Raw genomic sequence first — 25,963 nt, 5'->3', positions numbered from 1 at the left:
TCGAAACTCAAGAGATTTCTCGACATTATCGAGAAAAAAGTTCTAGACTTCGAGTATGCGAGACCCCCACAGCCCCACGCTCCGGCTGCGACGACTGGCCGCTGAACTGAAACAGGGCCGCGAGAACGCGAAATTCACGGTCTCTCAGGCCGGACAGGCTTTGGGCTGGACCGCCTCCAAGATCAGCAAGATCGAGACCACCGAGACCAAGCGGATCTTGGCCGCCGATCTCGACCGGCTGATGGATCTCTACAAGATCCGCGATCCCGCCAGGCGCGAGGCCATGCAGGCGCTGGCCCGCGACGCCAAGGAACGCGGCTGGTGGTCGAAGTACCGGGAGATCTTCGGTTCCCAGGCACTCCCGGACTTCGAAGCCGAAGCGTCGGTGATTCGCACCTTCGAAGGTCTCGTGATTCCCGGACTGCTGCAGACTCCTGAGTACGCCGAAGCCCTGTTCCAGGGCGGCCGGTACACCGGGCCTGAGGACATCGAGCGCCGTGTCGAAGCTCGCATGGCGCGGCGCGAGATCCTCACCCGGTTCAATCCGGTGCGCCTGCGCGTGGTCCTGGACGAAGCCGCGCTGCGCCGCATGATCGGCGGTCACGGGGCCATGCTGGCGCAGCTGCGGCATCTGCTCTACATGGCCGAACTGCCCAACATCGACATCCAGCTCCTCCCCTTCTCGGCCGGGTCCCACGCGGCGCTCGTAGCCCCGTTCAGCATCCTGGAGTTCCCCGAGCATCTGGATCCGCCGATCGTCCATGTCGATACCGTCACCGATTCAGTATTCTTCGAACAGCCCGGAGACGTTGAGCGCTATAGCGTGGCATTCGGCGACATCCAGGGCACGGCCATCAGCACCTCGCAGAGCGCCCGGTTCATCACCGACCTGCTCAGATCCCTGGAGAGCGAACAATGATCGACGAGTTGGTTTTCCGCAAGAGCAGCTACAGCGGACAGGCTCCCAACTGCGTCGAGGTCGCCGGCCTCCCCTCCGGGGCGGCGGTGCGCGACTCCAAGCACCCCGTTCTCGGCCATCTCGCCTTTCCCGTCACCGAGTGGGACGCCTTCCTCACCGCCGCCCGCTCCGGTCTGCTCTAACCGCCTCTAGTCGGCCTTCTCGCCCTTCGACCCGCCCTCGGCCTCCGGCCGCCGCCTGCCGGAGAGCAGTTCGGTCTGCAGGAGCAGGGCCGTGTGGTCGAGGGAGCCGTGGCCCTGGGCGCGCAGGGAGCCGAGCAGGCTGGCCACCAGGGCGCCGACCGGGGTGGCGACGCCCGCCTCCCTGGCGGCCGCCGCGGCGATCCCCAGGTCCTTGTGGTGCAGGTCGACCCGGAACCCGGGGGTGAAGTCCCGGGCGAGCATCCCCGGCGCCTTCTTCTCCAGTACGGCGCTGCCCGCGAGACCCCCGCTGAGCACCCGCACGGCGGACTCCAGGTCGACGCCGTGCGCGTCCAGGAAGACCAGGGACTCCGAGACCAGTTCGAGCGTGCCCGCGACGATCAACTGGTTGGCCGCCTTGACGGTCTGGCCGGCCCCGGCCGGGCCGACGTGCACGACCGTGCCGCCGACCACGTCGAATACCGGCCGCGCGGCGTCGAAGTCGGCGGCCTCTCCCCCGACCATGACGGACAGGACGCCGTCGATCGCCCCCTGCTCGCCGCCGCTGACCGGGGCGTCCAGCACCCGCACCCCGCCGCCGTCCCGCTCGGCCCCGGCCTCGGCGAGCCGCCGCGCCACGTCGGGCCGGATCGTGCTCATGTCGATGAGCAGCGCGCCGGGCTCGGCGTTGGCGAGCACCCCGTCGTCGCCGAGGACGACCTCCTCGACGTCGGGCGAGTCCGGCAGCACGGTGATGACGACGTCTGCGCCGACGACCGCCTCGGCGACCGATCCGGCCCCGCGCCCTCCGGCCGCCACCAGCGCCTCGACCTTGGCGGGGCTGCGGTTGAAGCCGACGACGTCGTACCCCGCGGCGACGAGGTTGGCGGCCATCGGCGCGCCCATCACGCCGAGTCCGATGAATCCGATGGTCGTCATGTGTGCGACTCCTGTTCTCGCGCCGCGCGGACCGCTGCCGGTCCGCGGCGCCGCTCGCGTACTGCCTTCGGTACGGTCCATCCTGCTACCCGGCCGACCGCGGTTCGGCCGCGACCACCGACATTTGCGTCCGGAGTGATCGGTTCACTACTCTTCGAACAATCATTTCTCGGCTCGGCCGTTCCACCGGCCTTCTGAGCTGTCCGCCTTCTCTCCCTCCCCTCTCCCTGAAGAGACCCGCCATGAACCTGGACGTTTCCATCCCGCCCGGACCGGGCCCCCGCCGCTCCGCGAGGCGGCGGGTGATCGGATTCGTGAAGGGGCTGCCCCGGTGGTCGTGGATCGCCACCGGCGCGCTCGCCGCCGGCGGCGCCCTCTACGCCGCGACCGCGTCGGCCGCCGCTCCCGATCCCGCGGTCGGCAGCGGCGCGCAGGACGCGACGTCGCAGACGGGCACGCCCGGCCCGGCCGCGCCCAGCCCCGAGGGGCTGCGGGCGACCCTTGCGGAGGAGCGGCAGGCGGAGTCGAGCGCGACGGACACCACCGAGCAGGCCCCGCCCCCGCCGGCCCCCGCGGAGTCCCCGGCCGAGGACGCCGCGCCGGAGGCCGCAGAGGAGACGCCGGACCCCGCGCTGGACCGGCCGGCGGAGTGGCCGCAGGAGTGGCCCAGCGAGGAGGAGCTCCAGGAGATGTGGGAGCGCTACCAGGAGGAACAGGCCGACCGGGAGGGCCGCTGACCCCTATCAGGCATCCTCCGCCTGCACACCCGGAAGATCGGCGAAGCGGGCCTTGGCGTCGCGGCTGATGACGGTTCGGCCGGTCTGCGCGGCGTGTGCCGCGATGATCAGGTCATGCGCACCACGAGGTGTCCCAGCACGACGGACATGGGCGATCAGACCGGCATGGTGGGCCGCAGTGGCTTCGGTGTAGTCGAGGACCTCGACCACCGAGGTGATCGCGGCGAGAGCCCGGGCGCGTTCAGCCGCACGCGCCGCCGAATCGGCGAGTTCAATGCCGACCCGGTACTCCGCGACGGTGATCGAAGCGATGGCGAGTTCATCGGAATCCAGCGTCGACCTGTCGATGGTGCCGCGTTCATAAGCGATCAGGCCATTGGTGTCCAGGATCAGGCGTCGGCCCACGGGTCCCTCTCCTCGTTCGTGACCAGAGTGAGGGCGTTGGCGACATCCTCGGCGAAGCGGTCGTCCGGTGGCGACACATCACGCAGAGCCGCCCGTAGATCGGCTCCTGTTCTGTGTCGGGCCGGGCCGATCTCGGCCACGGGGACTCGGCCGCGAGTGATCGTCACAGTTTCGCCGTGCTCGATGGCATCGAGCAGATCAGAGAACTTTCGAGATGCCTCTGTTGCGGTCATGGTTCGCATACGGAAATCATATCTGATAATCAGATTTCTGTTCTCCGTATTTGAGACACCTCTCGCGCGGACCCCCGCTACTCCGCCACCACCAGGGCCTGAGGGGCCGCGGCGCGCATGCGGGTGCGGAGCCATTTGAGCTGGGTGGCGGTCTCGCCCTCGCAGGCGGTGACCACCGCGAACAGCTCGGTGTCGCGCGCGCCCTGGGCTGCCTGGCCGATCATGGTCCAGGCGACGTCGCACTCCGCGGCCATCAGGTAGAGGTCGTGCAGGTCGCGCAGCAGGCCGAGGCCTCCTTGGCGTCTGCCGCGGAACAGCTCCGAGTGCAGCCGCTCGGGCTCCTCGTCGGCCTCCTCCCTGTAGCGCTCGGCGAACGGGGCGAGCCGCTCGACGTGCCCCTCGCACTGCCCGGCGAGCATCCGGCAGATGTGGGCGATGTCGTGCTCGTCGGCGTGGGCCTCGGCGATCTCGCGCAGCGCCGAGGCGAGCGCGTCCTCGGCACGGTGCAGCAGTCCGATGTAGTGGGCGAGCTGCATCAGTCCTCCTCGACGTCGGTGGTCCCACCCGCTGCGGGTCCGGCGAGCACCGGCGACCCGCCCCGGGCGGTGCCGAAGTCCGACTCGAAGATGTCCCCGCCGTGGGTCTGCGTCGCCTTGGTCACCCGCACGGCGGCGACCTTGAAGTGCGGCTGCTTGGAGACCGGGTCCCAGCTCGTCACCGTCAGCTCGTTGGCTGCGCGCGGCCTGCCGCCGTCCGGACCCGCGGTGCCGTGGTCCCAGTAGCCGTAGTGGAAGGGCATGAACACCACGCCCTTCCTGATTCCCGACACCCGGGCCCGGACCAGGACCGAGCCGCGCTCGGACTCCACCCACACCGGATCGCCCTCGATCACGCCCAGCTCCTCGGCGTCCTCGGCGGAGATCTCCAGCCATGCATCGGGAGCGGCCTCGCGCAACTGCGGCGTCCTGCCGGTCTTGGTCCTGGTGTGGAAGTGGTAGACGGTGCGCCCGGTGGTCAGCAGCAGCGGGTACTGCGGCCCGGTCAGCTCCGGGCCCGGCCGGTAGGGCTCGGCGTGCAGGAAGGCGCGGCCGTGGGGCTCCTTGGCCCGGTAGTCCTCGGCGCTGTCGACCGCCCCCGTGGTGAGGTCGTGGCCGTAGGTCTCGCAGTACTCGGGGTCGGTGTTGAAGCGGCCGTCGGAGTAGAGGCGCTCGGCCCCGGGCTCGGAGGGGTCGGTGCAGGGCCACTGGATGCCGCCCTCGCTGCGCAGCCGAGCGTAGGTGATGCCGGTCTGGTCGCAGGGGCGCCCCCGGGAGCACTCCTTCCACGCCTCGAACGCCGACTCCGGATCGTGCCAGGTGATGAGCGGGCCGCCGGAGGCGTTGCGCAGGTCCATGCGCCGGGCGTAGTCCAGGAAGATGTCGAGGTCGGAACGCGCCTGGCCGGGCGGTTCCACGGCCTTGTCGCACAGGTGCAGCGTGCGGTCGGCGTTGGTGAACGTCCCGAGTTTCTCGCCCCAGGTCGCCGCGGGCAGCACCACGTCGGCGAAGCGCGCGGTCTCGGTCAGGTAGAGGTCCTGGACCACCACCATCAGGCCGGCCTTGGCCAGGATGCGGCGGATGCGCGGCAGGTCGGGCAGGGACACCGCCGGGTTGGTCGCCGAGATCCACAGCAGCTTGACGGAGCCCTGCTCGGCGTAGCGGAAGATCTGCATGGCGTGGGTGGGGGCGGCCCAGTGCGGGATGGTCATCGGGTCGACGTTCCACAGCTCGGCCAGTTCCCGGATGTGGTCGGGGTTCTCCCAGTTGCGCAGGCCCGGCAGGTCGCCGTCGGCACCGGTCTCGCGGGTGTTCTGCGCGGTGGGCTGGCCGTTCATCTGCAGCACGCCCGCGCCGGGCCGACCGATCATCCCCCGGATCAGGTGCAGGTTGTTGACCTGGCATCCGGCGGCCGTGGCCTGGTTGGACTGGTAGAAGCCCTGGAGCACGGTGGACAGCAGGCGGCGGGAGGTGCCGAGGAGCTCGGCGGCCTCGCGGATCTGGCTCTCGGGCACCCCGCAGATCTCGGCGGCGCGCTCGGGCGGGTGGTCGGCGACGGTCGTGCGCAACCGCTCGAAGCCGATCGTGTGCTCGCGGACGTAGCGCTCGTCGTAGCGGCCGTCGGCGATGACCAGGTGCAGCAGCGCGTTCATCAGGGCCTGGTTGGTGCCGTTGCGCACGGCCAGGTGCAGGTCGGCCTCCTTGGCCGCGGGGGTGCGCCGCGGGTCCACCACGAGCATCCTGGGCGGGTTGGGGCCGCGCCTGCGGTCGAGCATGCGCGCCCACAGCACCGTCTGGGTCTCGGCGACGTTGTGGCCCCACAGGGCGATGGCGTCGCAGTGGTCGACGTCGGTGTAGGAGCCGGGCTGGCCGTCGGTGCCGAAGCTCGCCTTGAGCGTGGCGGCGGCGGTCGCGGTGCACAGCCGGGTGTTGCCGTCCATGTGCGGCGTGCCGATGCCGGCCTTGCCGATCACGCCGAGCGTGTAGTACTCCTCCGAGAACAACTGGCCGCTGGTGTAGAAGCCGAACCGGCCCCAGCCTCCGGGCTGCGAGAGCAGCTCTTTGGAGTGCGCGACGATGCGCTCCATCGCGGTGTCCCAGTCGGTCTCGACCAGCTCGCCGCCCTTGCGGATCAGGGGGGCGGTCAGCCGGTCGGCGCTGCGGTTGGCCTGCCAGCCGTACAGGTCCTTGGGGCCCAGCCGGCCGCGGTTGACGCGGTCGTCGGCGCGGCCCCGCACACCGACGATGCGCCCGCCCCTGGCGGCGATGTCCATCGCGTCGCCGTTGGAGTGCAGGATGGAGGCCGCCCGGGTCCAGGCCTCCACGTCGTCCTCTGCGACGCCCTCCTCAAGGAGGGTGTCCACCCGCTCCGGCCAGACGGCGTCGTCGGCGCCCGGCGCGGACGGGCCGTAGGGGGTGCGCGGCCCCCACGGGTCGGCGATCCGGTCGTTCATTACGTGGCCTCCCGCCTCGGATCGGTTCCGGCCCTTCCCCTAACCGGCGGAGGTGGGTTCATACCTGCCCGGGAGGCCGCCTCTTTTCGCCGATCCCGACCTTGTGGGCCTGAAAGCGCTGCGGTAACCCCCACAAGGTCGGGATCGGCGTCGGGCCACCCAACTCAGCAGCCGGCTCCGGGCGGGTCGTAGCGGCCGTCCACGGCGGTCCAGCCGCCGTCGACGGTGAGCACCGACCCGGTGACGTAGCTCGCGGCGTCGGAGGCCAGATAGACCACCGCGCCGGCCAGCTCCTCGGCCCCGGCCCAGCGGCCCAGCGCGGTCTTGCCCGCGTAGGCGTCGTACCAGGCCGGGTCGTTCTTGATCTGGGCGGTGAGCGGGGTCTCCGCCACGCCGGGGGCGACGGCGTTCACCCGCACCCCCGAGGGCCCGAACTCCGCCGCGGCGGTGCGCAGGAGCTGGATCAGACCGGCCTTGGTCGCCGCGTAGACGCCCTGGCCCGGTTCGACGCTGAAGGCGCGGATGGAGGAGAAGCCGATGATGCTGCCGCGGCCCCGGCGCACCATGGGGGCGCCGAAGGCGCGGACCAGGTCGAAGGAGGCCCGCAGGTTGAGCCCGGTGACCCGGTCGAACTCCTCGGGGGTGTAGTCCAGCAGCCGCTTGCGCACGTTGGTGGCCGCGGTGAACACCAGGGCGTCGACGTCGCCGAGGTCGCGGGCGGCCCGTTCGACGGCGCCGGCGTCCAGCACGTCCAGGCCCAGGGCCCAGCCGCGCTCGATCTCGGCGGCGGTACCGGCCGCGGCGGCCTCGTCGCGGTCGGCGCACACCACCTCGGCGCCGTGGGCGCCCAGCGCCAGCGCCGACTCCCTGCCGATGCCGCTGCCCGCGCCGACCACGACGGCCCTCCTGCCGTCCAGCCGGAACAGCCGCGCGTAGTCCATGCCCGTCCCCTCCCTTTCCCCTTCCTTCCCGCCGCGCCTACTCGGGGCGGATCACGGCCATGCGGGTCACGGTCAGCTCCTCCACCGCGAACCGCGGGCCCTCGCGGCCGATGCCGGAGTCCTTGACGCCGCCGTAGGGCATCGTGTCGGAGCGGAACCCCGGCACCTCGTTGACGACCACGCCGCCCACCTCCAGACGGCGTACGGCGGCGAACGCCGTCGCCATCGAACGGGTGAAGACGCTGGCGTGCAGGCCGTAGCGGGAGGCGTTGACCGCGTCGAAGGCGGCCTCGACGTCGGGGACGGTGCGCACGCACACCACGGGGCCGAAGACCTCCTCGTCCCAGGCCGCGACGCCGTCGGGCACGCCGGTCAGGACGGTGGGGGCGACGGCGGTGCCGACGCGCCCGCCGCCCGCGGCCACGCGCGCACCCGCCGCCGCGGCCGCGCGCACCCACTCCAGCACGCGCTCGGTGGAGCGCTCGTCGATGAGGGCCGAGACCCGGGTGCCCTCCTCGCGCGGGTCGCCGACGGCCACCTCGCCGACGGCGGCCAGCAGCCGGTCCAGGAACTCCTCGGCCACGGGTTCGGTGACCAGCACCCGCTGCACCGAGATGCACGCCTGGCCCGAGGCGTAGAAGCCGCCCTTGACGACCGCCGCCACGGCGGCGTCGAGATCGGCGTCGGGGGCGACGCACAGCGCCGCGTTGGAGCCGAGCTCCAGCAGCGTCTTGCGCGGCGCGGCGGCGCGGGCGATCGCGTGGCCGACGGCGGCCGAGCCGGTGAAGGACACCGCCGCGGCCCCGGGGTCGGTCACCAGCGCCGAGCCGACGTCGGCGTCGCCGGTGACCAGTTGCACCGCCGCCGCGGGGGCTCCGGCCCGCGCAGCGGCCTCGCGGACCAGGTGCACCAGCCACAGCGTGGCCAGCGGGGCCTGCGGGGCGGGCTTGCACACCACCGGGCAGCCGGCCGCGATCGCCGGGGCGATCTTGTGGGCGGCCAGCAGCAGCGGGTAGTTGAAGCCGGCGATGCCCACGACGACGCCGACGGGCCTGCGCACCCAGAAGCCGAACATGCCGTCGCCCGAGGGGAGCAGGTCCAGCGGCACGGTCTCGCCGTGCAGCCGGGCCACCTCCTCGGCCGCGGCCTCCAGCGTGACCAGCGTCCGCTCCACCTCGACCCGGCAGTCCACCAGCGGCTTGCCGGTCTCCAGCACCAGCAGCCGCTCGACGTCGGCGCGCCGCTCGGCCAGCGCGCCGCGGGTGCGCGCGAGCACGTCGCGGCGCACGCGCGAGGGCAGCTCCGCGACCTCTCCAGCGACCGCGGCGGCGGCCCGCATCGCCGCGGCGGCGTGCTCGGTCGAGCCCACCGGGGCCTCGGCCACCGGCGAGCCGTCGTAGGGGAAGCGCACCGTCTCGGTGCGCCGCGGGTCCACCCAGCGCGCACCGATGGGCAGTCCGCCGGGGAACGGCGGGTCGGCGAGGAGCGGGCGGTGCTGCGTCGGCGATGTCATCGGTCACCTTTCGGACGTGAACGCCGATGGGAAGGCGTCGCGGTAGCCCGGCCACGCGCCCGCGGGGGTGCGCACCGAGGTCGCGGCGAGCACGGCGTGGGCGACGGCGCGGGTGAAGCAGTCCCCCGCCGCGGCCAGCAGGTCGTGGAAGCCCTGCTGGTCCGGTGCCGGGCGCCGCCCGGTGGCCAGGGTGAAGACGGTGTCGCCGTCGAGCATGGTGTGCACGGGGCGGACCGCGCGGGCCAGGCCGTCGTGGGCGATCCCGGCGGCCTTGGCGCACTGGGCCTTGGTCAGCGCCGCGTCGGTGGCCACCACGCCGATCGTGGTGTGCAGGGTGGTCTCGGGGCCGGCCGGGCGGGCGGCGAACGCGGCGGCCTCGGCGGGGTCGGGCCGACCCAGGCCGGGGAACTCGCCGGGCAGCGCGAACCGGGCGGCGTAGAGCTCCCCGGTGTCGGGGTCGAACGCGGAGCCGGCCGCGTTGACCACGGCCAGGGCCGCGACCGTGCCGCCGTCGGCGAGGACCGCGCTGGCCGAGCCGACCGCGCCCTTGATCCGGCCGACCAGCGCCCCGGTCCCGGCCCCCACGCAGCCCTGCCGCACGGGCCCGGTCCCGGCGTCGTCGTAGGCCGCCGAGCCGAAGTCGGCGGTGGGCCTGGCCCGGGGGTCGCCGCCCCGCCCCAGGTCGAACACGACCGCGCCGGGCACGATCGGCACGATGACCGCGTCGCCGGGGCCGACCCGCACGCCCTCTCCGGCCGCCAGCAGTCGCTCCATCACCCCGTCGGCGGCGGCGAGACCGAACGCGCTGCCGCCGCCCAGCAGCACCGCGTTGACGCGTTCGACCGCGTTGCGGGGGTCCAGCAGGTCGGTCTCGCGGGTGCCGGGGCCGCCGCCGCGCACGTCGACCCCGCCGACGGCCCCGCCGGGCGGGGCCAGCACCACGGTGGTCCCGGTCAGCCGGCCCGCGCCGACCGCGGTGCGGTGGCCGACCCGCACTCCGGTGACGTCGGTGAGGTCGTTGGTCGGTCCGGGCACGGGCACGTGGCCCGAGGGCAGCGCGCTCATCGGGCGCCCCCGGTGAGGAAGCGCTCGGCGGCCTCGGCGTAGACGTGCGCGCAGCGCACGATGTCGTCGACCTCGACGAACTCGTCGGCCTGGTGGGCGATCCACTTGCCGCCGGGGCCGTAGACGACGGTCGGGATGCCGGCGTCGCGGGTCAGGATGGTGCCGTCGGTCGCGCCGGGCACGCCGCCGTAGCGCGCGGCCTCGCCGGTGACCGCCTCGTGCGCCGCGGCCAGCGCGGTGACCAGCGGGGAGTCCGGGTCCACCGCGACGGCGGGCCGGTCGTCGACGACGCCGGTGCGCGCGGTCACCGACTCCGGTTCGGCCGCCTCGCGCGCCAGCCGGGCGACGCGCTCGACGAGGGCCTGGTGGTCGACGCCGGGGACCGTGCGCACGTCGACGCAGACCGTGGCCGACGCCGGAATCACGTTGATCTGCTGCGCCGACCCGGCGTCGGCGACGGTGGGCGTGAGGTAGACGCGGCCCAGGTGCTCGTGCGCGCCGTGCTCGGCCCACAGCTCCTGCTGGTAGCGCTCCAGCGCGACGAGCAGCCGGCCGACCGCGGCCAGCGGGTTGCGGCCGTGCTGGGGCATCGCGCCGTGCGCCATCGTGCCGGTGAAGTCCGTCCGGATCCGGATCGCGCCCTTGGCCACGACGCAGATCTCGCCCTCTTCCGGCTCGCAGATGACCGCGCCGTCGATGCCGGAGGCCTGCCGCGAGGCCGCGAAGTGCTTGGCGCCGATCATCATGCCCTCCTCGTCGACGAGGGCGCAGACCGCGACGCGGCCGGGGAACGGCCCGGCCCGGTGGAGGGCGTGCACGGCGTAGAGCATCGCTGCGACGCCGGACTTCATGTCGGCGGCCCCCCGGCCGTAGAGGCGGCCGTCGCGGATCTCGCCGCCGAAGGGGTCCACGCTCCACTCGGCGGACCCGCCTTCGGTGACGACGTCGGTGTGGCCCTCGAAGGCCAGGGTCGGGCCCGGCCCGCCGCCGCCCTCCACGACCGCCACCACGTTGGGCCGGCCGGGGGCGACCTCGGTGACGACCGGCTCCCAGCCGAACTCGCGCATCTTGGCCTCGACCAGCGCGGCGGCCTCCGCCTCGGCCGTCCCCCGCTCGGGGTCGTGCACGCTGCGGACGCGGACCAGCCGCCGGGTGAACTCCACGACGCCCTCGGCGTCGATCGGGAACCGGCGCGACGGTCGGGACGGCGCGGTGGTCATCGGACCTCCTTGTCGGTGGTGGCCGGCTCACCGGCCAGGTCGGCGGCCGTGGCCCCGGCCAGGGCCCGGCGCAGCGTCGGCACGGCGGCGACGAGGCTGCGGGTGTAGGGGTGCTCGGGCGCGTCGTGGACCCGATCGGTGGGGCCGAGTTCGACGACGCGCCCCTGGTGCATCACGGCGGTGGTGTCGCAGACGTGCCGGACCACGGAGAGGTCGTGGGAGATGAACACCAGGGTGAGTTCGTAGTCTTCGACGAGGTCGGCGAGCAGGTTGAGGATCTGGGCGCGCACCGAGACGTCGAGCGCGCTGACCGGCTCGTCGGCGACCAGGACCGAGGGCCGGGTGGCCAGGGCGCGCGCGATGGAGATGCGCTGGCGCTGCCCGCCGGAGAACTGGTGCGGGAAGCGGGCGGCGCTGTCGGGCGGCAGGCCGACGTCGGCGAGCAGCTCGCGCACCCGCGCACCCGGGTCGGTGTGGCGCCGGGCCACCAGGGGTTCGGCGATGATGTCGCGCACCCGCATCCGCGGGTCCAGCGAGCCCATCGGGTCCTGGAACACGATCTGCATCCGCTCGCGCAGGAAGCCCAGGTGGCGCTCCGGCCGTCCGGTGACGGGGCGGCCCTCGAACTCGACCGTGCCCGAGGTGGGCCGGTCCAGCGCGCACAGCAGCCGCGCCAGCGTGGACTTGCCCGACCCCGACTCGCCCACGATCCCGAACCGCCGGCCCGCGGCGACGTCGAAGGACACCCCGCGCAGGGCGTGCACCCGCGGGGCCGGGCGCAGCAGCGAGGTGCGCGGGCGCCGGTAGTCGCGGTGCAGGTCCCGCACGCGCAGCAGCGGCGGGGCCGCCTCGGCGGGTGCGGCGGGTGCCGCCTCATGGGCCGCGGACTGAGGGTTCACGTCGGGTCTCCCACGGGGTGCAGGCAGGCGTGGCCGGCCGCGGGCGCGCCCGACCACGGCGGCGGGGCCGCCGCGCACTCGGCGGTCGCGCGCGGGCAGCGGTCGCGGAACACGCAGCCGCCGGGGAGGCGGCCGGCGTCGGGCACGGAGCCGGCGATGGTGCGCAGCCGGCCCCGTTCGTCGGTGGACTCCAGGTCGGAGGCGTCGAGCAGGCCCCGGGTATAGGGGTGGCGGGGGCGGGTGAAGACCTCGGAGACCGGTCCGGCCTCCACGATCCGGCCGCCGTACATGACCAGCACGCGCTCGCACACGGTGGCGACCACCGCGAGGTCGTGGGTGATGAACAGCAGCGCGGTGCCGCGCCGGGCCACCCCCTCCTCGATGAGCCGCAGCACCTGGGCCTGCACGGTCACGTCCAGGGCCGTGGTGGGCTCGTCGCACAGCAGCACCGCCGGGTCGTTGGCCAGCGCCATGGCCAGCATGACGCGCTGGCGCTGCCCGCCGGAGAGCTGGTGCGGGTAGGCGCGCGCGGTCCGCTGCGGGTCGGGCAGCCGCACCCGCTCCAGCAGCTCCACCGCGGCCTCGCGGGCCGAGCGGCGGTCGGGCCGGGTGCGGTGCAGCCACATGACCTCGGCGACCTGCTCGCCCACGCGCATGACCGGGTTGAGCGCGGTCATGGGCTCCTGGAAGACCATGGACATCTCGGCGCCGCGCAGCCGCGACATCCGCCGCTCCGGCGCGCCGACGAGGTCGAAGTCCGCGCCGGTCAGCCGCACCGACCCGTGCGCGCGCACGTCCTCGTCGAGCAGCCCCATCACCGCCAGCGCGGTCAGCGACTTGCCCGAGCCCGACTCCCCGATCAGGCCGACCCGGTCGCCCGGGTCCAGCGTGAAGGAGACGTCGTGCACCAGCTCGGTCTCCGCGGTGCCCACCCGCAGCCCCTCGACGGCCAGCGCCGGGCCGCCGCGCCCGTCGGGCGGCGCCGGGGCGGTCTCGTCAACGGTGGTCATCGCCGGCCCTCCAGTCTCGGGTCGAGTCGGTCCCGCAGCCCGTCGCCGAGCAGGTTGAACCCGAGCACGGCGAGCGCGATCGCCAGGCCGGGCCACAGCGCGAGCGAGGGCATGACGTAGAGCAGCTCCTGCGACTCCTGCAGCATCCGGCCCCACGACGGCGTGGGCGGGCGGGTGCCGAAGCCCAGGAAGGACAGCGCGGCCTCGGCGAGCACGGCGATCGCGAACGACACCGAGGACTGCACGATCAGCAGGCTGGAGATGTTGGGCAGCACGTGCCGCACCGCTATGGCGACGGGCCGGCGCCCGGCCGCGCGGGCGGCGAGGACGTAGTCGGTGCCCATCACCTGCAGCGTGGCCCCGCGCGCGATGCGGGCGAAGGAGGGGATCGTCGCGATGCCGATGGCGACCATCGCGGTCAGGGTGCTCGCCCCGAACACCGCGCCGAACATGATCGCCAGCAGCAGCGCGGGGAAGGCCAGCACGAGGTCGTTGACGCGCATCACGAACTCGCCCGTGCCGCGCCCGGCCATCCCGGCCAGGATCCCCAGCGGCGTGCCCGCCAGCGCGGCGACGCCCACCGCGACCACGCCGACGAACAGGGTGGTGCGCGCGCCGACCATGAGCCGACTGAAGACGTCGCGGCCGTACTTGTCGGTGCCCAGCCAGTGGTCGGCCCCGGGGCCGAGAAGCCGGGCCGAGGCGTCGACCAGGACGGGGTCGTGCGGCGTCCAGGCGAAGGAGAGCGCCGCCGCCACGACGACGGCGGCGACGAGGACGCCGCCAAGGAGCAGGGCCGGGGAGCGCCGGGCGCGGCGGCGCGCCGGCGGCGCCTCCGGGACCGGCGCCGCGGGATCGGTCGCGTCGCTCAATGCGCCCTCCGCATCCTCGGGTCCAGCACCGTGTACAGGACGTCAACAGCGAAGTTGATCAGCAGCACCGCGGCGACCAGCACCATCACCACACCCTGCACCAGCAGCAGGTCGCGGTTTGCCACGCCGTCCAAGAGCAGGCTGCCCAGGCCCGGGATCACGAAGACGCGCTCGATCACCACGGCGCCCACCAGCAGGGTGGCCAGTTGCAGCGCCAGGACCGTGACCACCGGGATGGCGGCGTTGCGCAGGCCGTGGCGCACCAGCGCGCGGTAGGGGGTCAGCCCCTTGGCCCGCGCGGTGCGCAGGTGGTCCTCGCGCAGCACGTCCAGCACAGCCGAGCGCACGTACCGGGTCAGGATCGCGGCCTGCACCAGCCCCAGCGACACCGCGGGCAGGATGAGCTGGCGGACGAAGGCCACCGGATCCTCGATGGGCGGCGTCCAGCCGCCGGAGGGCAGCAGCCGCAACTGCACGGCGAAGAGCGCGATGAGCAGCAGCCCGGCCAGGAAGTTGGGCACGGCCACGCCGACCTGGCTCAGGCCCGACAGCGCCATGCCGCCGATCCCGCGGTGGCGCACCGCCGAGACCACGCCCAGCGGCAGCGCGATCACCAGTGCGACGGCGATCGCCGTGAGCACCAGCCACAGGGTGACCTGGAACCGGTCGGCGATGTAGGGCGCGATGAGCTCCTGGGTGACGTAGGAGCGCCCGAAGTCGCCGGTGAGCAGGCCGCCGGCCCAGTCGAGGTACTGCACCACGAGCGGACGGTCGGTGCCGAAGCGCTCGTGCATCTCGCGCACCGCCTCAGGGGTGGCGTTGACGCCGAGGGCCACCTGGGCGGGGTCGCCGGGCAGCACGGCCATGAACGTGAACACCACGACCGAGGCCACCAGCAGGCCCGCGGCCAGGACCAGCGCCTTGCGGATCAGTTGTGCGAGCACGGCGCCGCCACCTCCCCGCACGTCAGGATCGGGCCCATGACAGCTCCGTCACGTCGAAGGACTCGGTGATCCTGTTCTCCGGGAGCCCGAGGACGTCCTCGTGGGCCAGGATCAGGTTGGGCTGCAGGTACAGAAAGACCGCCGCGGCGTCGTCGTGCAGCAGTCGCGCGGCCTCGCGCATGGCCGCCACCTGCTGCTCCTCGCTGCCCCGGTCGGCCTCGGCGAGCAGGTCGCGCAGCTCGGGACTGTCGTAGCGCCAGTAGTAGTCGGGGTCGCCGAAGGTGACGATGTCGCGCGGCTCGGTGTGCTGGATGACCGACATGTCGTAGTCCTGGCCGGTGAAGACCTCCTCCAGCCAGCGCGCGGGGAACTCCAGCACGTCGATCTCCGCGGTGATCCCGACCTGCCTGAGCTGCGACTGGATCACCTGGGCCGAGGCGACGGCGTAGGGCAGGTTGGGGACGCGGAACTCCAGCGCGAGGTCCTCCTGCCCGGCCTCGGCCAGCAGCTCGCGAGCCCGCTGCGGGTCGTGCTCGTAGCCGGACAGGCCCTGGTACCAGGGGTCGGTGGGCGGCACCATGCTGCCGATCAGCGTGCCGTGGCCGGCCCAGACCGTGTCCAGCAGCGCCTCGCGGTCGACGGCGTGGTTGACGGCGCGGCGCACCCGGACGTCGTCCAGCGGGGCGCGGGAGTTGTTCAGCGCGAGCACGACCTCGCCGTTGGTGGTGCCCTCGATGAGCCGGAAGCGCTCCTCGCTGGTGAACTGCTCGATCGTCTCGGGCGCCTGCACCGAGCTGATGACGTCGATCTGCTCGGTGAGCAGTGCGTTGTTCAGCGCCAGCGCGTCGTTGAAGTAGCGGAAGACGACTCCGTCCAGGGGCGGGGCCTCGCCCCAGTAGTCGTCGCGTGCGCGCAGCGTGATCGATTCGCCGCGCACCCATTCGGCCAGCTCGAAGGGGCCGGTGCCCACGGGGTCGTTGGCGAGGTCGGCCACGCCCTCGCGGGAGAACACGGCGCCCACGCGGGTGGTCATGTCGAACAGCCACTTGTTGCTGGGCCGCTTCAGCCGCACCCTGACCTCGGTGGGCGAGAGCACCTCGACGTCGTCCACGACGTCCATGCTCGACTTCAGCGCCAGCGTCCATTCGGTGGGCACGCGCTCGATGCTGAACTCGACGTCCTCGGCGGTGAAGGGCTCGCCGTTGGAGAAGACGACGTCGTCGTGCAGGGTGAAGTCGTAGACCGTGCGGTCCTCGCTGACCGTCCAGGACTTCGCGAGCAGCGGCTCGATCTCGCCGGAGGCGCCCAGCTCGACCAGGCCCTCGTAGACGTTGGTCAGCATCACCTCGGGGATCGCCACGCCCTCGGTGGTGGTGAAGTCGAGGTTGGCCGGCTCGGCGGTGAACCCGATGCTGAGCGTGTTGCGCGGCCCGGCCTCATAGGAGCCGGCCGCGCAGGCCGCAGCGGGCAGCAGCGCGAGGACCGCGAGCAGGGCGCCTGCGCGCCGGAGGATGCTTGCGGGCACGCTGGTCCTCCTCGGTCCTCGGCAGCGTCCTTACCGCCTGGCCACTGGTCGAACCAGTCGGCCGTTGACCGACAACATTGGCACGCCGCAGGTAGACGGTCAAGAGTTCACGCTCACTGGTCCGACCAGTGGACTACAGTAGCGGTCGGGAAGGGTCAGGGACCGCCGTCGGCCCCGGCCGGTCCGGCAATCGAACGGAGGCCGTGTTGTTCGAGCGGGTGCATCCGGTCCGGGCCTATGAGCGGATCGTGGAGCAGATCGAGTCGGCCGTCTTCGAAGGGCGGCTCGCACCGGGCGACCGGCTGCCATCGGAGCGGATGCTCAGCGAGCAGTTCGGCGTCAGCAGGGGCACCGTCCGCGAGGCGCTGCGCGTGCTGCGCAGCCGGGGCCTGGTCGACTCCCGGCACGGCGACCGGGGCGGTCCGGTCGTGCTGCCCTTCACCACCGACGCGCTGAAGGACGCGCTGTCCTCCCTGGCTCTGGTGGAGGGTCTGTCACTGGGCGAGCTGCTGCAGTTCCGCATGCTGACCGAGGGGTGCGCCAACCAGCTCGCCGCCGTGCTGCGCACCGAGGCCGAACTGGCCCGCCTGGAGGAGTCGATCTCGGCCATGGAGGCGGCCCTGGCCCGCGGCCACGCCGCGTTCAGCGCGGCCGACATGGCCTTCCACGACCTGGTCGCCGAGATCGCCGGCAACCGGCTGCTGCGCATCTCCGACGAGGTGGTGCGCTCGGTGGTGCTGCGGCTCATGGCCACCAAGATCGAGCAGGCCCCCAACAGCGAGGCCCAGATGCGCGACAGCGTCCGCCGGCACCGACTGGTACTGGACGCCGTGGCCGCCGGCGACTCCGCCGGCGCCGCCGCACTGGCCCGCCGACATCTCTTCGAGTACTACGCCGACTACCTCACCCCGCCCGAACGCACCCGCGCCGCCGCCCTGCTGGACGGGGAGGAGGCGCATTATTGAGGCTTGCAGAAGTCGAGTGGGCCTTTAGGTGCAGGGACGGTTCTGCGGGAGGTCGCCGGGAGAGTGCGGCCCTCTTGGCGCGTCCTTCACCGGTGAGCCCGGCGTGGGGCCGCGCCTCCCGGCCGAAGCGGTGGCGCGGGTTCGCGCACACCTTTGCCGCCTGCTTCGGCGGCGGGGCGCGGCCCACCGGCGGCGATAAAGCATCCCGCCCGAGGAAAGGGGCCGCGCTCCCGCCGCAGCCTCCCCGCCATCCCACCCCGCACAACTTCTGCAAACCTCGGTAGGCGCTGGAGCCCCGCGGTGACCAGGACGACCGCGCAGCCGTCCTCAGCCTCAGGGGCCTTTGACCTCAGCCGCAGGTGGGATCCGCGGTGACTGGGCGATTTTGCGTCCACGGGCCTTCGGCCACGCGAGAGAATCGCCCACCCGCACGCCCTCCCTCCTGCGGCAGGCCTTCACACCCCCTGAAGTCAAGGCCTCTTCCACCTCTCCTGCGGCGGGCCCTACAGCCCCCCGGCGGCCAAGGCCTCCTCACCCCCTCGGGCGGCTTCGTCTCCGGTCAGGGCAGCAGGCCCGCCCTGCGGGCGGCGACGACGGCCTCCATGCGGGTGTGGCTGTCGAGCTTGCGCATGGCGGTGCGCAGGTAGCTCTTGACGGTCTCGGGGCGCAGGCCCAGCCGTTCGGCGGCCTCGGCGTTGGTGCCGCCCAGGGCCACGCAGGCCAGAACGTCGAGTTCGCGCGGCGACAGCCGGGGCGCGGGCGCCGGGCCGGGCGGGCCTCCGGCGCCGGCCAGCCGGGCGCAGATCCGGTGCAGCCGGGTCCGCAGCTCGGGGTCGCCGCTGCGCTGGGCCAGGGTGCGCAGTTCGGCGTGGGCCCGGCGGACCTCCTCCCACTCGCGCCCGCCGGCCCCTCGTTCGGGCAGGTGCGCCGCAGCCAGGTCGAGGGTGCCGAGCCTGCGCTGAACCTCGTCGTGCGCCGCGAGGTCGCGCTCCAGCCCGCGCGCGGCGCCCACGGCGGCGGAGACGACCCGGTCGCCCAGCGGCCGGGCGCAGCGCAGCGCGCCGTAGAGCACCGCGCGCACGCCGCGCCGGCCCACGACCGGCACGGCGACGATCGAACGCAGCCCCTCGGCGCCGACCGGCCCGTCGTACTCGTGGCTGATCGAGCGCGCACTCTCGTAGTCGGCCACGGCGAGCGGACGGGCCAGCGCGATGGTCTTGCCGCCCAGCCCCGATCCCGGCGTGACGACCAGGCCGCGCAGCGAGTCGGTGGCCGCCCCGTTCAGCTCGGTCAGGCGCAGCCGCCGCCCGGTGCCCATCGCGCCGCCGAAGGCGACCGGCAGGTGCGTCTCGCGCCGCAGCGCCAGCACCGCCGTGCGGATCGCCCCGGCCTCACCACCGTACGTCGTCGCGACTGCCATGCACTTCCCACATTCCACGCGGCCTGCGCTTCCCCCCGTTCGGGGGTGGTGAGACCTGGCTCACTCCGCTCACGATAGTAGGACCCATCGAATCGGGCCGCCAGAAGGAGGAGACGTGTCGGTGAGCGGTGCCACGGAGGTCTTTCGCCAGGCCAGGGATTTCCTGCTGCGCCACAGGGAGGACTACGAGAGCGCCCGCGCGGGGTTCCGCTGGCCGGAGCTGACCGAGTTCAACTGGGCGCTGGACTGGTTCGACGTGATCGCGCGCGGCAACGACCGGCCCGCACTGTGGATCGTGGAGGAGGACGGCTCGGAGCGGCGCTGGTCCTTCGCCGAGATGTCGCGGCGCTCCGGCCAGGTCGCCAACTGGCTGCGCGGCCACGGCGTGCGGCGCGGCGACCGGCTGATCCTGATGCTGGGCAACCAGGTCGAGCTGTGGGAGACGCTGCTGGCAGCGGCCAAGCTCGGGGCGGTGGTCATCCCCGCCACGACGCTGCTGGGCCCGGCCGAGCTGCGCGACCGCCTGGAACGCGGCCGGGCCGGGCACGTGGTGGTCGGCTCCGACCACACCGCGAAGTTCGACGCCCTGCCCGGCGACTACACCCGCATCAGCGTCGGCGCGCCGGTCCCGGGCTGGCTCGACCACGCCGACTCCGCCGCGGCCCCCGACGCGTTCGAGCCCGACGGCGCGACCCGCGCCGAGGACACCCTGCTGCTGTACTTCACCTCGGGCACCACCGCCCGGCCCAAGCTGGTCGAGCACACCCACGTCTCCTACCCCGCCGGGCACCTGTCCACGATGTACTGGATCGGCCTGGAGCCGGGCGACGTGCACCTCAACATCTCCTCGCCCGGCTGGGCCAAGCACGCCTGGAGCAACGTCTTCGCGCCGTGGAACGCCGAGGCGTGCGTGTTCATCCACAACTACACGCGCTTCGACGCCGGCGCCCTGCTCGACCAGATGCAGCGCTGCGGGGTGACCTCCTTCTGCGCGCCGCCCACCGTGTGGCGGATGCTCATCCAGGCCGACATCTCCCGGCTGCGCACCCCTCCGGCCAAGGTCGTGGGCGCGGGCGAGCCGCTCAACCCCGAGGTGATCGAGCACGTCCGCTCGGCGTGGGGGGTGACCATCCGCGACGGCTTCGGCCAGACCGAGACGACCGTGCAGGTCGCCAACACTCCCGGCTCCCCGGTCCGGCCGGGCTCGATGGGGCGGCCCTGCCCCGGCTACGCCGTCGAGCTGATCGACCCGGCCACCGGCGCCCCCGGCGACGCCGGCGAGATCTGCCTGGACCTGTCGCAGCGGCCGCTCGGCCTGATGGTCGGCTACCACGGCGACCCCGAGCGCAACGCCGAGGCGATGCGCGACGGCTACTACCACACCGGCGACATCGGCTCCAGGGACGCCGACGGCAACATCACCTACGTCGGGCGCACCGACGACGTGTTCAAGGCCTCGGACTACCGCATCTCCCCCTTCGAGCTGGAAAGCGCGCTGCTGGAGCACCCGGCCGTGGCCGAGGCCGCGGTGGTGCCCTCCCCCGACCCGATCCGGCTGGCGGTGCCCAAGGCGTTCGTCGTCCTGGCCGCGGGCTGGGAGCCGGGCGAGGACACCGCGCGCGCGATCTTCGCCCACTCCAGGGAGGCCCTGGCGCCCTACAAGCGGATCCGGCGGCTGGAGTTCACCGAGCTGCCCAAGACGATCTCGGGCAAGATCCGCCGCACCGAGCTGCGCGCCCGCGAGGCCGAGCAGCGCGACGACAGCACCGCCACGGCCCTGCCCGACGGGGAGTTCCGCGAGGAGGACCTCACCGGCCCGCGGGCCTGACCGGTGTCCGACGACCGCGCTCGCGCAGGGGTCGGCCGCCGCAGTGCGCACAGCGCCGGCGGCACGGCGGGAACCATGGAGGTTCCGCCCCGCGAACACAGCGGTCAACGTTCGACGAGACGGCACCGGACCCACCGGAAGAGCACGCCTGAAAGGACGCAAGATGACCCCGTCACCGGCCTATGCCAGCGGTGTCTCCGACATCCCGCTGCTCGGCGAGACCATCGGCGCCAACCTCGACCGCGCGATCGCCGCGCATCCCGACCGCGACGCGCTCGTCGACCGGCCCAGCGGGCGGCGCTGGACCTACGCCGAGTTCGGCCGCGCCGTCGAGGAGGTCGCCCTGGGACTGCTGGCCGCGGGCGTGGCCAAGGGCGACCGGGTGGGCGTCTGGGCGCCCAACTGCCCGGAGTGGGTGCTGGTGCAGTACGCGACCGCCAAGATCGGCGCGATCCTGGTCAACGTCAACCCGGCCTACCGGCTGCACGAGCTGGAGTACGTGCTCGACCAGGCCGGCGTGAGCCTGCTCGTCTCCTACACCGAGTACAAGACCAGCGACTACCGCTCCATGGTGGAGCGGGTGCGCGCCGCCCGCCCCGCGCTGCGCACGGTCGTCTACATCGGCGACCCCACCTGGGACCGGCTGGTCGAACGCGGCTCCGGCGTACCGACCGGGCGGCTGGCCGAACGGGAACGGGAGCTGTCCTTCGACGACCCGATCAACATCCAGTACACCTCGGGCACCACCGGGTTCCCCAAGGGCGCCACGCTCTCCCACCACAACATCCTGAACAACGGCTACTTCGTCGGCGAGCTGCTGGGCTATGACGAGCACGACCGGATCTGCCTGCCGGTGCCGTTTTACCATTGCTTCGGCATGGTCATGGGCAATCTCGCGGCCACCAGCCACGGCGCGTGCATGATCATCCCGGCGCCGACCTTCGACCCGGCCGCGACGCTGGAGGCGGTGGCGCAGGAGCGCGCGACGTCGCTGTACGGGGTGCCGACGATGTTCATCGCCGAGCTCGGCCTGGACGGCCTGGCCTCCTACGACCTGTCCTCGCTGCGCACCGGGATCATGGCGGGCTCGCCCTGCCCGGTGGAGATCATGCGCCGCGTCATCGGCGAGATGCACATGGAGGAGGTCGCGATCTGCTACGGCATGACCGAGACCTCCCCGGTCTCCACCCAGACCCGGCGCGCCGACGACCTGGAGCGGCGCACCTCCAGCGTCGGCAGGGTGCTGCCGCACCTGGAGGTCAAGGTGGTGGACCCGGTCGCCGGCACCACGATGCCGCGCGGCGAGGCCGGGGAGCTGTGCACCCGCGGCTACTCCGTCATGCTGGGGTACTGGGACAATCCGGAGGAGACCGCCGAGGTCATCGACGCCGGACGCTGGATGCACACCGGCGACCTGGCGGTGATGCGCGGGGACGGCTACGTCGACATCGTCGGCCGGATCAAGGACATGATCATCCGCGGTGGCGAGAACGTCTACCCGCGCGAGATCGAGGAGTTCCTGTACTCCCACCCCAAGATCTCCGACGTTCAGGTCATCGGGGTGCCCGATGACAAGTACGGCGAGGAGATCATGGCCTGCGTCATTCCCCGCGTCCCCGGCGACACGCTGACCGCCGAGGAGGTGGCCGAGTTCTGCAGCGGGCGCCTGGCCCACTTCAAGGTGCCGCGGCACGTGCGGGTCGTGGAGTCGTTCCCGATGACGGTCAGCGGCAAGGTCCGCAAGGTGCAGATGCGCGAGGAGTTCACCCGCGACCTCGGCGCGGCCGCGGCCACCTGAGCCGGGCCGCGGGCGCCGGGGCCGGTCCCGGTTCCGGCGCCCCGGCGCCGCCTAGCGCCGCTCGCCGGTCAGGACGGCGACCAGGTCGGCGGCCGTGGCCGAGCGGTCCAGCAGCGCCCCCACGTGCTCCTTGGTGCCGCGCAGCGGCTCCAGGGTGGGCACGCGCTGCAGGGAGTCGCGGCCGGGCAGGTCGAAGATGACGGAGTCCCAGGAGGCCGCGGCCACGGAGTCGGCGTACTTGGCCAGGCAGCGGCCGCGGAAGTAGGCCCGGGTGTCGTGCGGCGGCTCGGTGATCGCGCGCTCGACCTCCGACTCCTGCAGCAGCCGCTGCATCCTGCCGCGGGCCACGAGCCGGTTGTACAGGCCCTTGTCCTCGCGCACGTCGGAGTACTGCAGGTCGACGAGCTGCAGCCGGTGGTGGCCCCAGTCGAGGCCGTCACGGGAGCGGTAGCCCTCGAGGAGTTTGAGCTTGGCGACCCAGTCGAGCTCCTCGGACAGCCGCATGGGGTCGTCGGCCAGGCGCTCCAGCGTCGACTCCCACCGGTCGAGCACGTCGGCGGTGCCGGGGTCGACGTCGGCGCCGAAACGGTCCTCGACGTACTTGCGGGCCTGGTCGAGGTATTCGCGCTGGAGCTGCAGGGCGGTCATGCGCCGGCCGTCGCGCAGCCGCACGGCGTGGGTCAGGCCGGGGTCGTGGGAGACCGCGCGCAGGTCGGCGATCGGGGTCTCCAGCGACAGGTCGACGCTGATGAAGCCGTCCTCGATCATCGCCAGCACGATGGCGGTGGTGCCGACCTTCAGGTAGGTCGAGATCTCGCTCATGTTGGCGTCGCCGATGATGACGTGCAGCCGCCGGTACTTGTCGGGGTCGGCGTGCGGCTCGTCGCGGGTGTTGATGATGGGCCGCTTGAGGGTGGTCTCCAGTCCGACCTCGACCTCGAAGAAGTCGGCGCGCTGGCTGATCTGGAAGCCGGCCTCGCGGCCGTCGGCGCCGAGGCCGACCCGGCCGGCGCCGCAGACGACCTGGCGGGAGACGAAGAACGGGACCAGGTGCCGGACGATGTCTGCGAAGGGGGTCGCGCGGCGCATGAGGTAGTTCTCGTGGCAGCCGTAGGACGCGCCCTTGTTGTCGGTGTTGTTCTTGTAGAGCTGGATGGGGTCGATGCCGGGGATGGCGGCCGCGCGCCGGGCGGCGTCGGACATGACCCGCTCCCCCGCCTTGTCCCACAGCACCACGTCCATGGGGTTGGTGACCTCGGGCGCGGAGTACTCGGGGTGGGCGTGGTCGACGTAGAGCCGTGCGCCGTTGGTGAGGATGACGTTGGCCAGGCCCAGGTCCTCGTCGGTGAGCTGGGTGGGGTCGGCGACCTCCCTGGCGAGGTCGAATCCGCGCGCGTCGCGCAGCGGGTTCTCCTCCTCGAAGTCCCACCGGGCCTTGCGCGCCCGGGCGGCCGAGGCCGCGAGGTAGGCGTTGACCACCTGCGTGGAGGTCACCATCGCATTGGCTCCGGGATTGCCGGGCACGGAGATGCCGTACTCGGTCTCGATGCCCATAATCCGCCGCACAGTCATGTCAAGAGGGTATCCAGCGTTACGGCGTTTCGAACGTCGAGCGGCGAATTGTGGCTCAATGGTGCCCCTTGTCCCGGTTGTACGGAAATCCGGCTGGATCCGGCCGTGCAACGAGGCCGCGGCCCCGCCGGTCGGCGGGGCCGCGCGTCGTCCGCGGTGACGGTGGGCGGCCGGTCAGAGGTACTGACCGGTGTTGGCCACGGTGTCGATGGAGCGGCCGGACTCGGCGCCCTTCTTGCCCGAGACCAGGGTCCGGATGTAGACGATGCGCTCGCCCTTCTTGCCGGAGATGCGGGCCCAGTCGTCGGGGTTGGTGGTGTTGGGCAGGTCCTCGTTCTCGCTGAACTCGTCCACGCAGGCCTGGAGCAGGTGTGTGACCCGCAGACCCTTGGCGCCGGCCTCGATGAAGTCCTTGATGGCCATCTTCTTGGCGCGGTCGACGATGTTCTGGATCATGGCGCCGGAGTTGAAGTCCTTGAAGTACAGGACCTCCTTGTCACCGTTGGCGTAGGTGACCTCCAGGAACCGGTTCTCCTCGGTCTCGGTGTACATGCGCTCGACGACCCGCTGGATCATCGCGTCGACCGTCGCCTTGCCCGAGTCGCCGTGTTCGGCCAGGTCGTCGGCGTGCAGCGGCAGCACGTCGGTGATGTACTTGGAGAAGATGTCGCGCGCGGCCTCGGCGTCGGGACGCTCGATCTTGATCTTGACGTCGAGCCGGCCCGGCCGCAGGATCGCGGGGTCGATCATGTCCTCGCGGTTGGACGCGCCGATCACGATGACGTTCTCGAGGCCCTCGACGCCGTCGATCTCGCTGAGCAGCTGCGGCACGATCGTGTTCTCCACGTCGCTGGACACGCCCGACCCGCGGGTGCGGAAGATCGAGTCCATCTCGTCGAAGAACACGATGACCGGCGTGCCCTCGCCCGCCTTCTCCCTGGCCCGCTGGAACACCAGCCGGATGTGGCGCTCGGTCTCGCCGACGTACTTGTTCAGCAGCTCCGGGCCCTTGATGTTGAGGAAGAAGCTCTTGCCGACGTCGCGGCCGGTCTTCTCGGCGACCTGCTTGGCCAGCGAGTTGGCGACGGCCTTGGCGATGAGCGTCTTGCCGCATCCGGGCGGCCCGTAGAGCAGCACGCCCTTGGGCGGGCGCAACTGGTGCTCGTAGAAGAGGTCCTTGTGCAGGTAGGGCAGCTCGACCGCGTCGCGGATGAGCTCGATCTGCCCGCCGAGGCCGCCGATGTCGGTGTAGGCGATGTCGGGAACCTCTTCGAGGATGAGCTCCTCGACCTCGGACTTGGGGATGCGCTCGTAGACGTAGCCCGAGCGCGACTCCAGCAGCAGGGAGTCGCCCGGGCGCACCGGCTCGTCGCGCAGCGGCTCGGCCAGCCGGACGATCTTCTCCTCGTCGTGGTTGGAGATGACCAGGGCCCGATCGCCGTCCTCAAGGAGCTCCTTGAGCATGACGACCTCGCCGATCGTCTCGAAGGACTGCACCTCGACGACGTTGAACGCCTCGTTGAGCATGACCTCCTGGCCGGGCCTGAGCTCGCCGATGTCGACCGATGGGCTGACGTTGACCCGCATTTTGCGGCCGTTGGTGAAGATCTCGACGGTGTCGTCGTCACGCGCCTCCAGGAAGACCCCGAAGCCCGAAGGCGGCTGCGCCAGCCGGTCGACCTCCTCCTTGAGCGCGACGATCTGGTCCCGGGCCTCCTTCAGGGTCGTCACCAGCCGCTCGTTCTGCCCATTGGCGGCGGCCAGGCTGGCCTGCGCCTCACGGAGACGATCTTCGAGCAGCCGCACGTGTCGAGGGGAATCGGCGAGTTTGCGCCGGACTACGCTGAGTTCCTTTTCCAAATAGGAGACCTGAGCGGTGAGCTCTGCCACACGCTCGCGCTCCGCCTGACGCTCGTCGTCGCGATCGGCCACGTCCGCCACCTCCCTATAAGAGGACGACTACTCGGAACCCTACCTACCCATGGTCTAT

At 72.4% G+C, this 25,963-nt stretch carries 23 protein-coding genes; 6 read left to right on the top strand and 17 right to left on the bottom strand.

Annotation, left to right across the window (positions count from 1 at the left end):
* Window positions 1-55: 55 nt before the first annotated feature.
* Both HDA32_RS10245 and HDA32_RS10240 read left to right on the top strand, forming a co-directional pair.
* Window positions 56-919 (top strand): helix-turn-helix domain-containing protein, encoded by an 864-nt coding sequence (locus tag HDA32_RS10245; protein WP_179642969.1) that lies wholly within the window; start codon window positions 56-58, stop codon window positions 917-919.
* On the top strand, window positions 916-1,101 hold the full coding sequence (locus tag HDA32_RS10240) for a DUF397 domain-containing protein (protein WP_179642968.1): 186 nt from the start codon (window positions 916-918) through the stop codon (window positions 1,099-1,101). Before HDA32_RS10245 ends, HDA32_RS10240 begins: the two co-directional genes overlap by 4 nt.
* A gap of 6 nt (window positions 1,102-1,107) precedes the next feature.
* Here the strand turns inward: HDA32_RS10240 and HDA32_RS10235 are convergent, their stop codons facing one another.
* Window positions 1,108-2,037: a 2-hydroxy-3-oxopropionate reductase gene (locus tag HDA32_RS10235; protein ID WP_179642967.1), complete on the bottom strand. Its 930-nt coding sequence runs from the start codon at window positions 2,035-2,037 to the stop codon at window positions 1,108-1,110.
* 242 nt (window positions 2,038-2,279) lie between these two features.
* On the opposite strand from HDA32_RS10235, the gene HDA32_RS10230 reads away from it, so the two are divergent.
* On the top strand, window positions 2,280-2,774 hold the full coding sequence (locus tag HDA32_RS10230) for a hypothetical protein (protein WP_179642966.1): 495 nt from the start codon (window positions 2,280-2,282) through the stop codon (window positions 2,772-2,774).
* Window positions 2,775-2,780: 6 nt separating this feature from the next.
* On the opposite strand, the gene HDA32_RS10225 is transcribed toward HDA32_RS10230, so the two are convergent.
* From HDA32_RS10225 to HDA32_RS10165, 13 genes are all read right to left on the bottom strand, one after another.
* Window positions 2,781-3,179: a type II toxin-antitoxin system VapC family toxin gene (locus HDA32_RS10225; RefSeq protein WP_179642965.1), complete on the bottom strand. Its 399-nt coding sequence runs from the start codon at window positions 3,177-3,179 to the stop codon at window positions 2,781-2,783.
* Complete coding sequence (locus tag HDA32_RS10220) at window positions 3,164-3,421, bottom strand: type II toxin-antitoxin system Phd/YefM family antitoxin (RefSeq protein ID WP_179642964.1); 258 nt, start codon at window positions 3,419-3,421, stop codon at window positions 3,164-3,166. The genes HDA32_RS10225 and HDA32_RS10220 overlap by 16 nt, the downstream gene beginning before the upstream one ends.
* Window positions 3,422-3,489: 68 nt before the next feature.
* Window positions 3,490-3,948, bottom strand: coding sequence for a hypothetical protein (locus HDA32_RS10215; RefSeq protein ID WP_179642963.1), 459 nt, complete (start codon window positions 3,946-3,948; stop codon window positions 3,490-3,492).
* A complete protein-coding gene (locus tag HDA32_RS10210; protein ID WP_179642962.1) occupies window positions 3,948-6,401 on the bottom strand; it encodes a molybdopterin oxidoreductase family protein in 2,454 nt (817 codons plus the stop codon). The genes HDA32_RS10215 and HDA32_RS10210 overlap by 1 nt, the downstream gene beginning before the upstream one ends.
* A 164-nt stretch (window positions 6,402-6,565) precedes the next feature.
* The gene (locus HDA32_RS10205; RefSeq protein WP_179642961.1) at window positions 6,566-7,342 is read right to left on the bottom strand and encodes an SDR family NAD(P)-dependent oxidoreductase; all 777 of its coding nucleotides are present in this window, start codon (window positions 7,340-7,342) and stop codon (window positions 6,566-6,568) included.
* 37 nt (window positions 7,343-7,379) lie between these two features.
* Window positions 7,380-8,855, bottom strand: coding sequence for an aldehyde dehydrogenase family protein (locus HDA32_RS10200; protein WP_179642960.1), 1,476 nt, complete (start codon window positions 8,853-8,855; stop codon window positions 7,380-7,382).
* A 3-nt stretch (window positions 8,856-8,858) separates the two neighbouring features.
* Window positions 8,859-9,920 (bottom strand): P1 family peptidase, encoded by a 1,062-nt coding sequence (locus tag HDA32_RS10195; RefSeq protein ID WP_179642959.1) that lies wholly within the window; start codon window positions 9,918-9,920, stop codon window positions 8,859-8,861.
* Entirely contained in the window at window positions 9,917-11,140 is a 1,224-nt protein-coding gene (locus HDA32_RS10190) for a M20 family metallopeptidase (protein WP_179642958.1), read from the bottom strand. Before HDA32_RS10190 ends, HDA32_RS10195 begins: the two co-directional genes overlap by 4 nt.
* Window positions 11,137-12,039, bottom strand: coding sequence for an ATP-binding cassette domain-containing protein (locus HDA32_RS10185; RefSeq protein WP_179642957.1), 903 nt, complete (start codon window positions 12,037-12,039; stop codon window positions 11,137-11,139). The genes HDA32_RS10190 and HDA32_RS10185 overlap by 4 nt, the downstream gene beginning before the upstream one ends.
* The gene (locus tag HDA32_RS10180; RefSeq protein WP_179642956.1) at window positions 12,036-13,049 is read right to left on the bottom strand and encodes an ABC transporter ATP-binding protein; all 1,014 of its coding nucleotides are present in this window, start codon (window positions 13,047-13,049) and stop codon (window positions 12,036-12,038) included. The genes HDA32_RS10185 and HDA32_RS10180 overlap by 4 nt, the downstream gene beginning before the upstream one ends.
* A complete protein-coding gene (locus HDA32_RS10175; RefSeq protein WP_179642955.1) occupies window positions 13,046-13,921 on the bottom strand; it encodes an ABC transporter permease in 876 nt (291 codons plus the stop codon). Before HDA32_RS10175 ends, HDA32_RS10180 begins: the two co-directional genes overlap by 4 nt.
* Entirely contained in the window at window positions 13,918-14,865 is a 948-nt protein-coding gene (locus HDA32_RS10170; RefSeq protein WP_179642954.1) for an ABC transporter permease, read from the bottom strand. The genes HDA32_RS10175 and HDA32_RS10170 overlap by 4 nt, the downstream gene beginning before the upstream one ends.
* A gap of 22 nt (window positions 14,866-14,887) precedes the next feature.
* Window positions 14,888-16,390: an ABC transporter substrate-binding protein gene (locus HDA32_RS10165; protein WP_312863121.1), complete on the bottom strand. Its 1,503-nt coding sequence runs from the start codon at window positions 16,388-16,390 to the stop codon at window positions 14,888-14,890.
* Between the two features lie 206 nt (window positions 16,391-16,596).
* On the opposite strand from HDA32_RS10165, the gene HDA32_RS10160 reads away from it, so the two are divergent.
* Entirely contained in the window at window positions 16,597-17,355 is a 759-nt protein-coding gene (locus HDA32_RS10160; protein ID WP_218882396.1) for a FadR/GntR family transcriptional regulator, read from the top strand.
* 559 nt (window positions 17,356-17,914) lie between these two features.
* Here HDA32_RS10160 and HDA32_RS10155 read toward each other — a convergent pair.
* Window positions 17,915-18,775, bottom strand: coding sequence for a helix-turn-helix transcriptional regulator (locus tag HDA32_RS10155; RefSeq protein WP_179642952.1), 861 nt, complete (start codon window positions 18,773-18,775; stop codon window positions 17,915-17,917).
* Between the two features lie 121 nt (window positions 18,776-18,896).
* Between HDA32_RS10155 and HDA32_RS10150 the strand changes: the two genes are divergently transcribed.
* Together HDA32_RS10150 and HDA32_RS10145 are read left to right on the top strand one after the other, a co-directional pair.
* Complete coding sequence (locus tag HDA32_RS10150; RefSeq protein ID WP_376766951.1) at window positions 18,897-20,603, top strand: AMP-binding protein; 1,707 nt, start codon at window positions 18,897-18,899, stop codon at window positions 20,601-20,603.
* A 163-nt stretch (window positions 20,604-20,766) separates the two neighbouring features.
* Complete coding sequence (locus HDA32_RS10145; RefSeq protein ID WP_179642950.1) at window positions 20,767-22,401, top strand: AMP-binding protein; 1,635 nt, start codon at window positions 20,767-20,769, stop codon at window positions 22,399-22,401.
* 51 nt (window positions 22,402-22,452) lie between these two features.
* Here the strand turns inward: HDA32_RS10145 and dop are convergent, their stop codons facing one another.
* Together dop and arc are read right to left on the bottom strand one after the other, a co-directional pair.
* Window positions 22,453-23,973: a depupylase/deamidase Dop gene (gene dop / locus HDA32_RS10140; protein WP_344731258.1), complete on the bottom strand. Its 1,521-nt coding sequence runs from the start codon at window positions 23,971-23,973 to the stop codon at window positions 22,453-22,455.
* Window positions 23,974-24,147: 174 nt separating this feature from the next.
* Complete coding sequence (gene arc / locus HDA32_RS10135) at window positions 24,148-25,914, bottom strand: proteasome ATPase (RefSeq protein WP_312863120.1); 1,767 nt, start codon at window positions 25,912-25,914, stop codon at window positions 24,148-24,150.
* Window positions 25,915-25,963: the final 49 nt, after the last annotated feature.

The sequence above is a fragment of the Spinactinospora alkalitolerans genome, assembly GCF_013408795.1.
GTDB lineage: Bacteria > Actinomycetota > Actinomycetes > Streptosporangiales > Streptosporangiaceae > Spinactinospora > Spinactinospora alkalitolerans.
The sequence above is the reverse complement of the archived record's forward strand: the minus strand, read 5'-3'. Positions and strand labels throughout refer to the sequence as shown.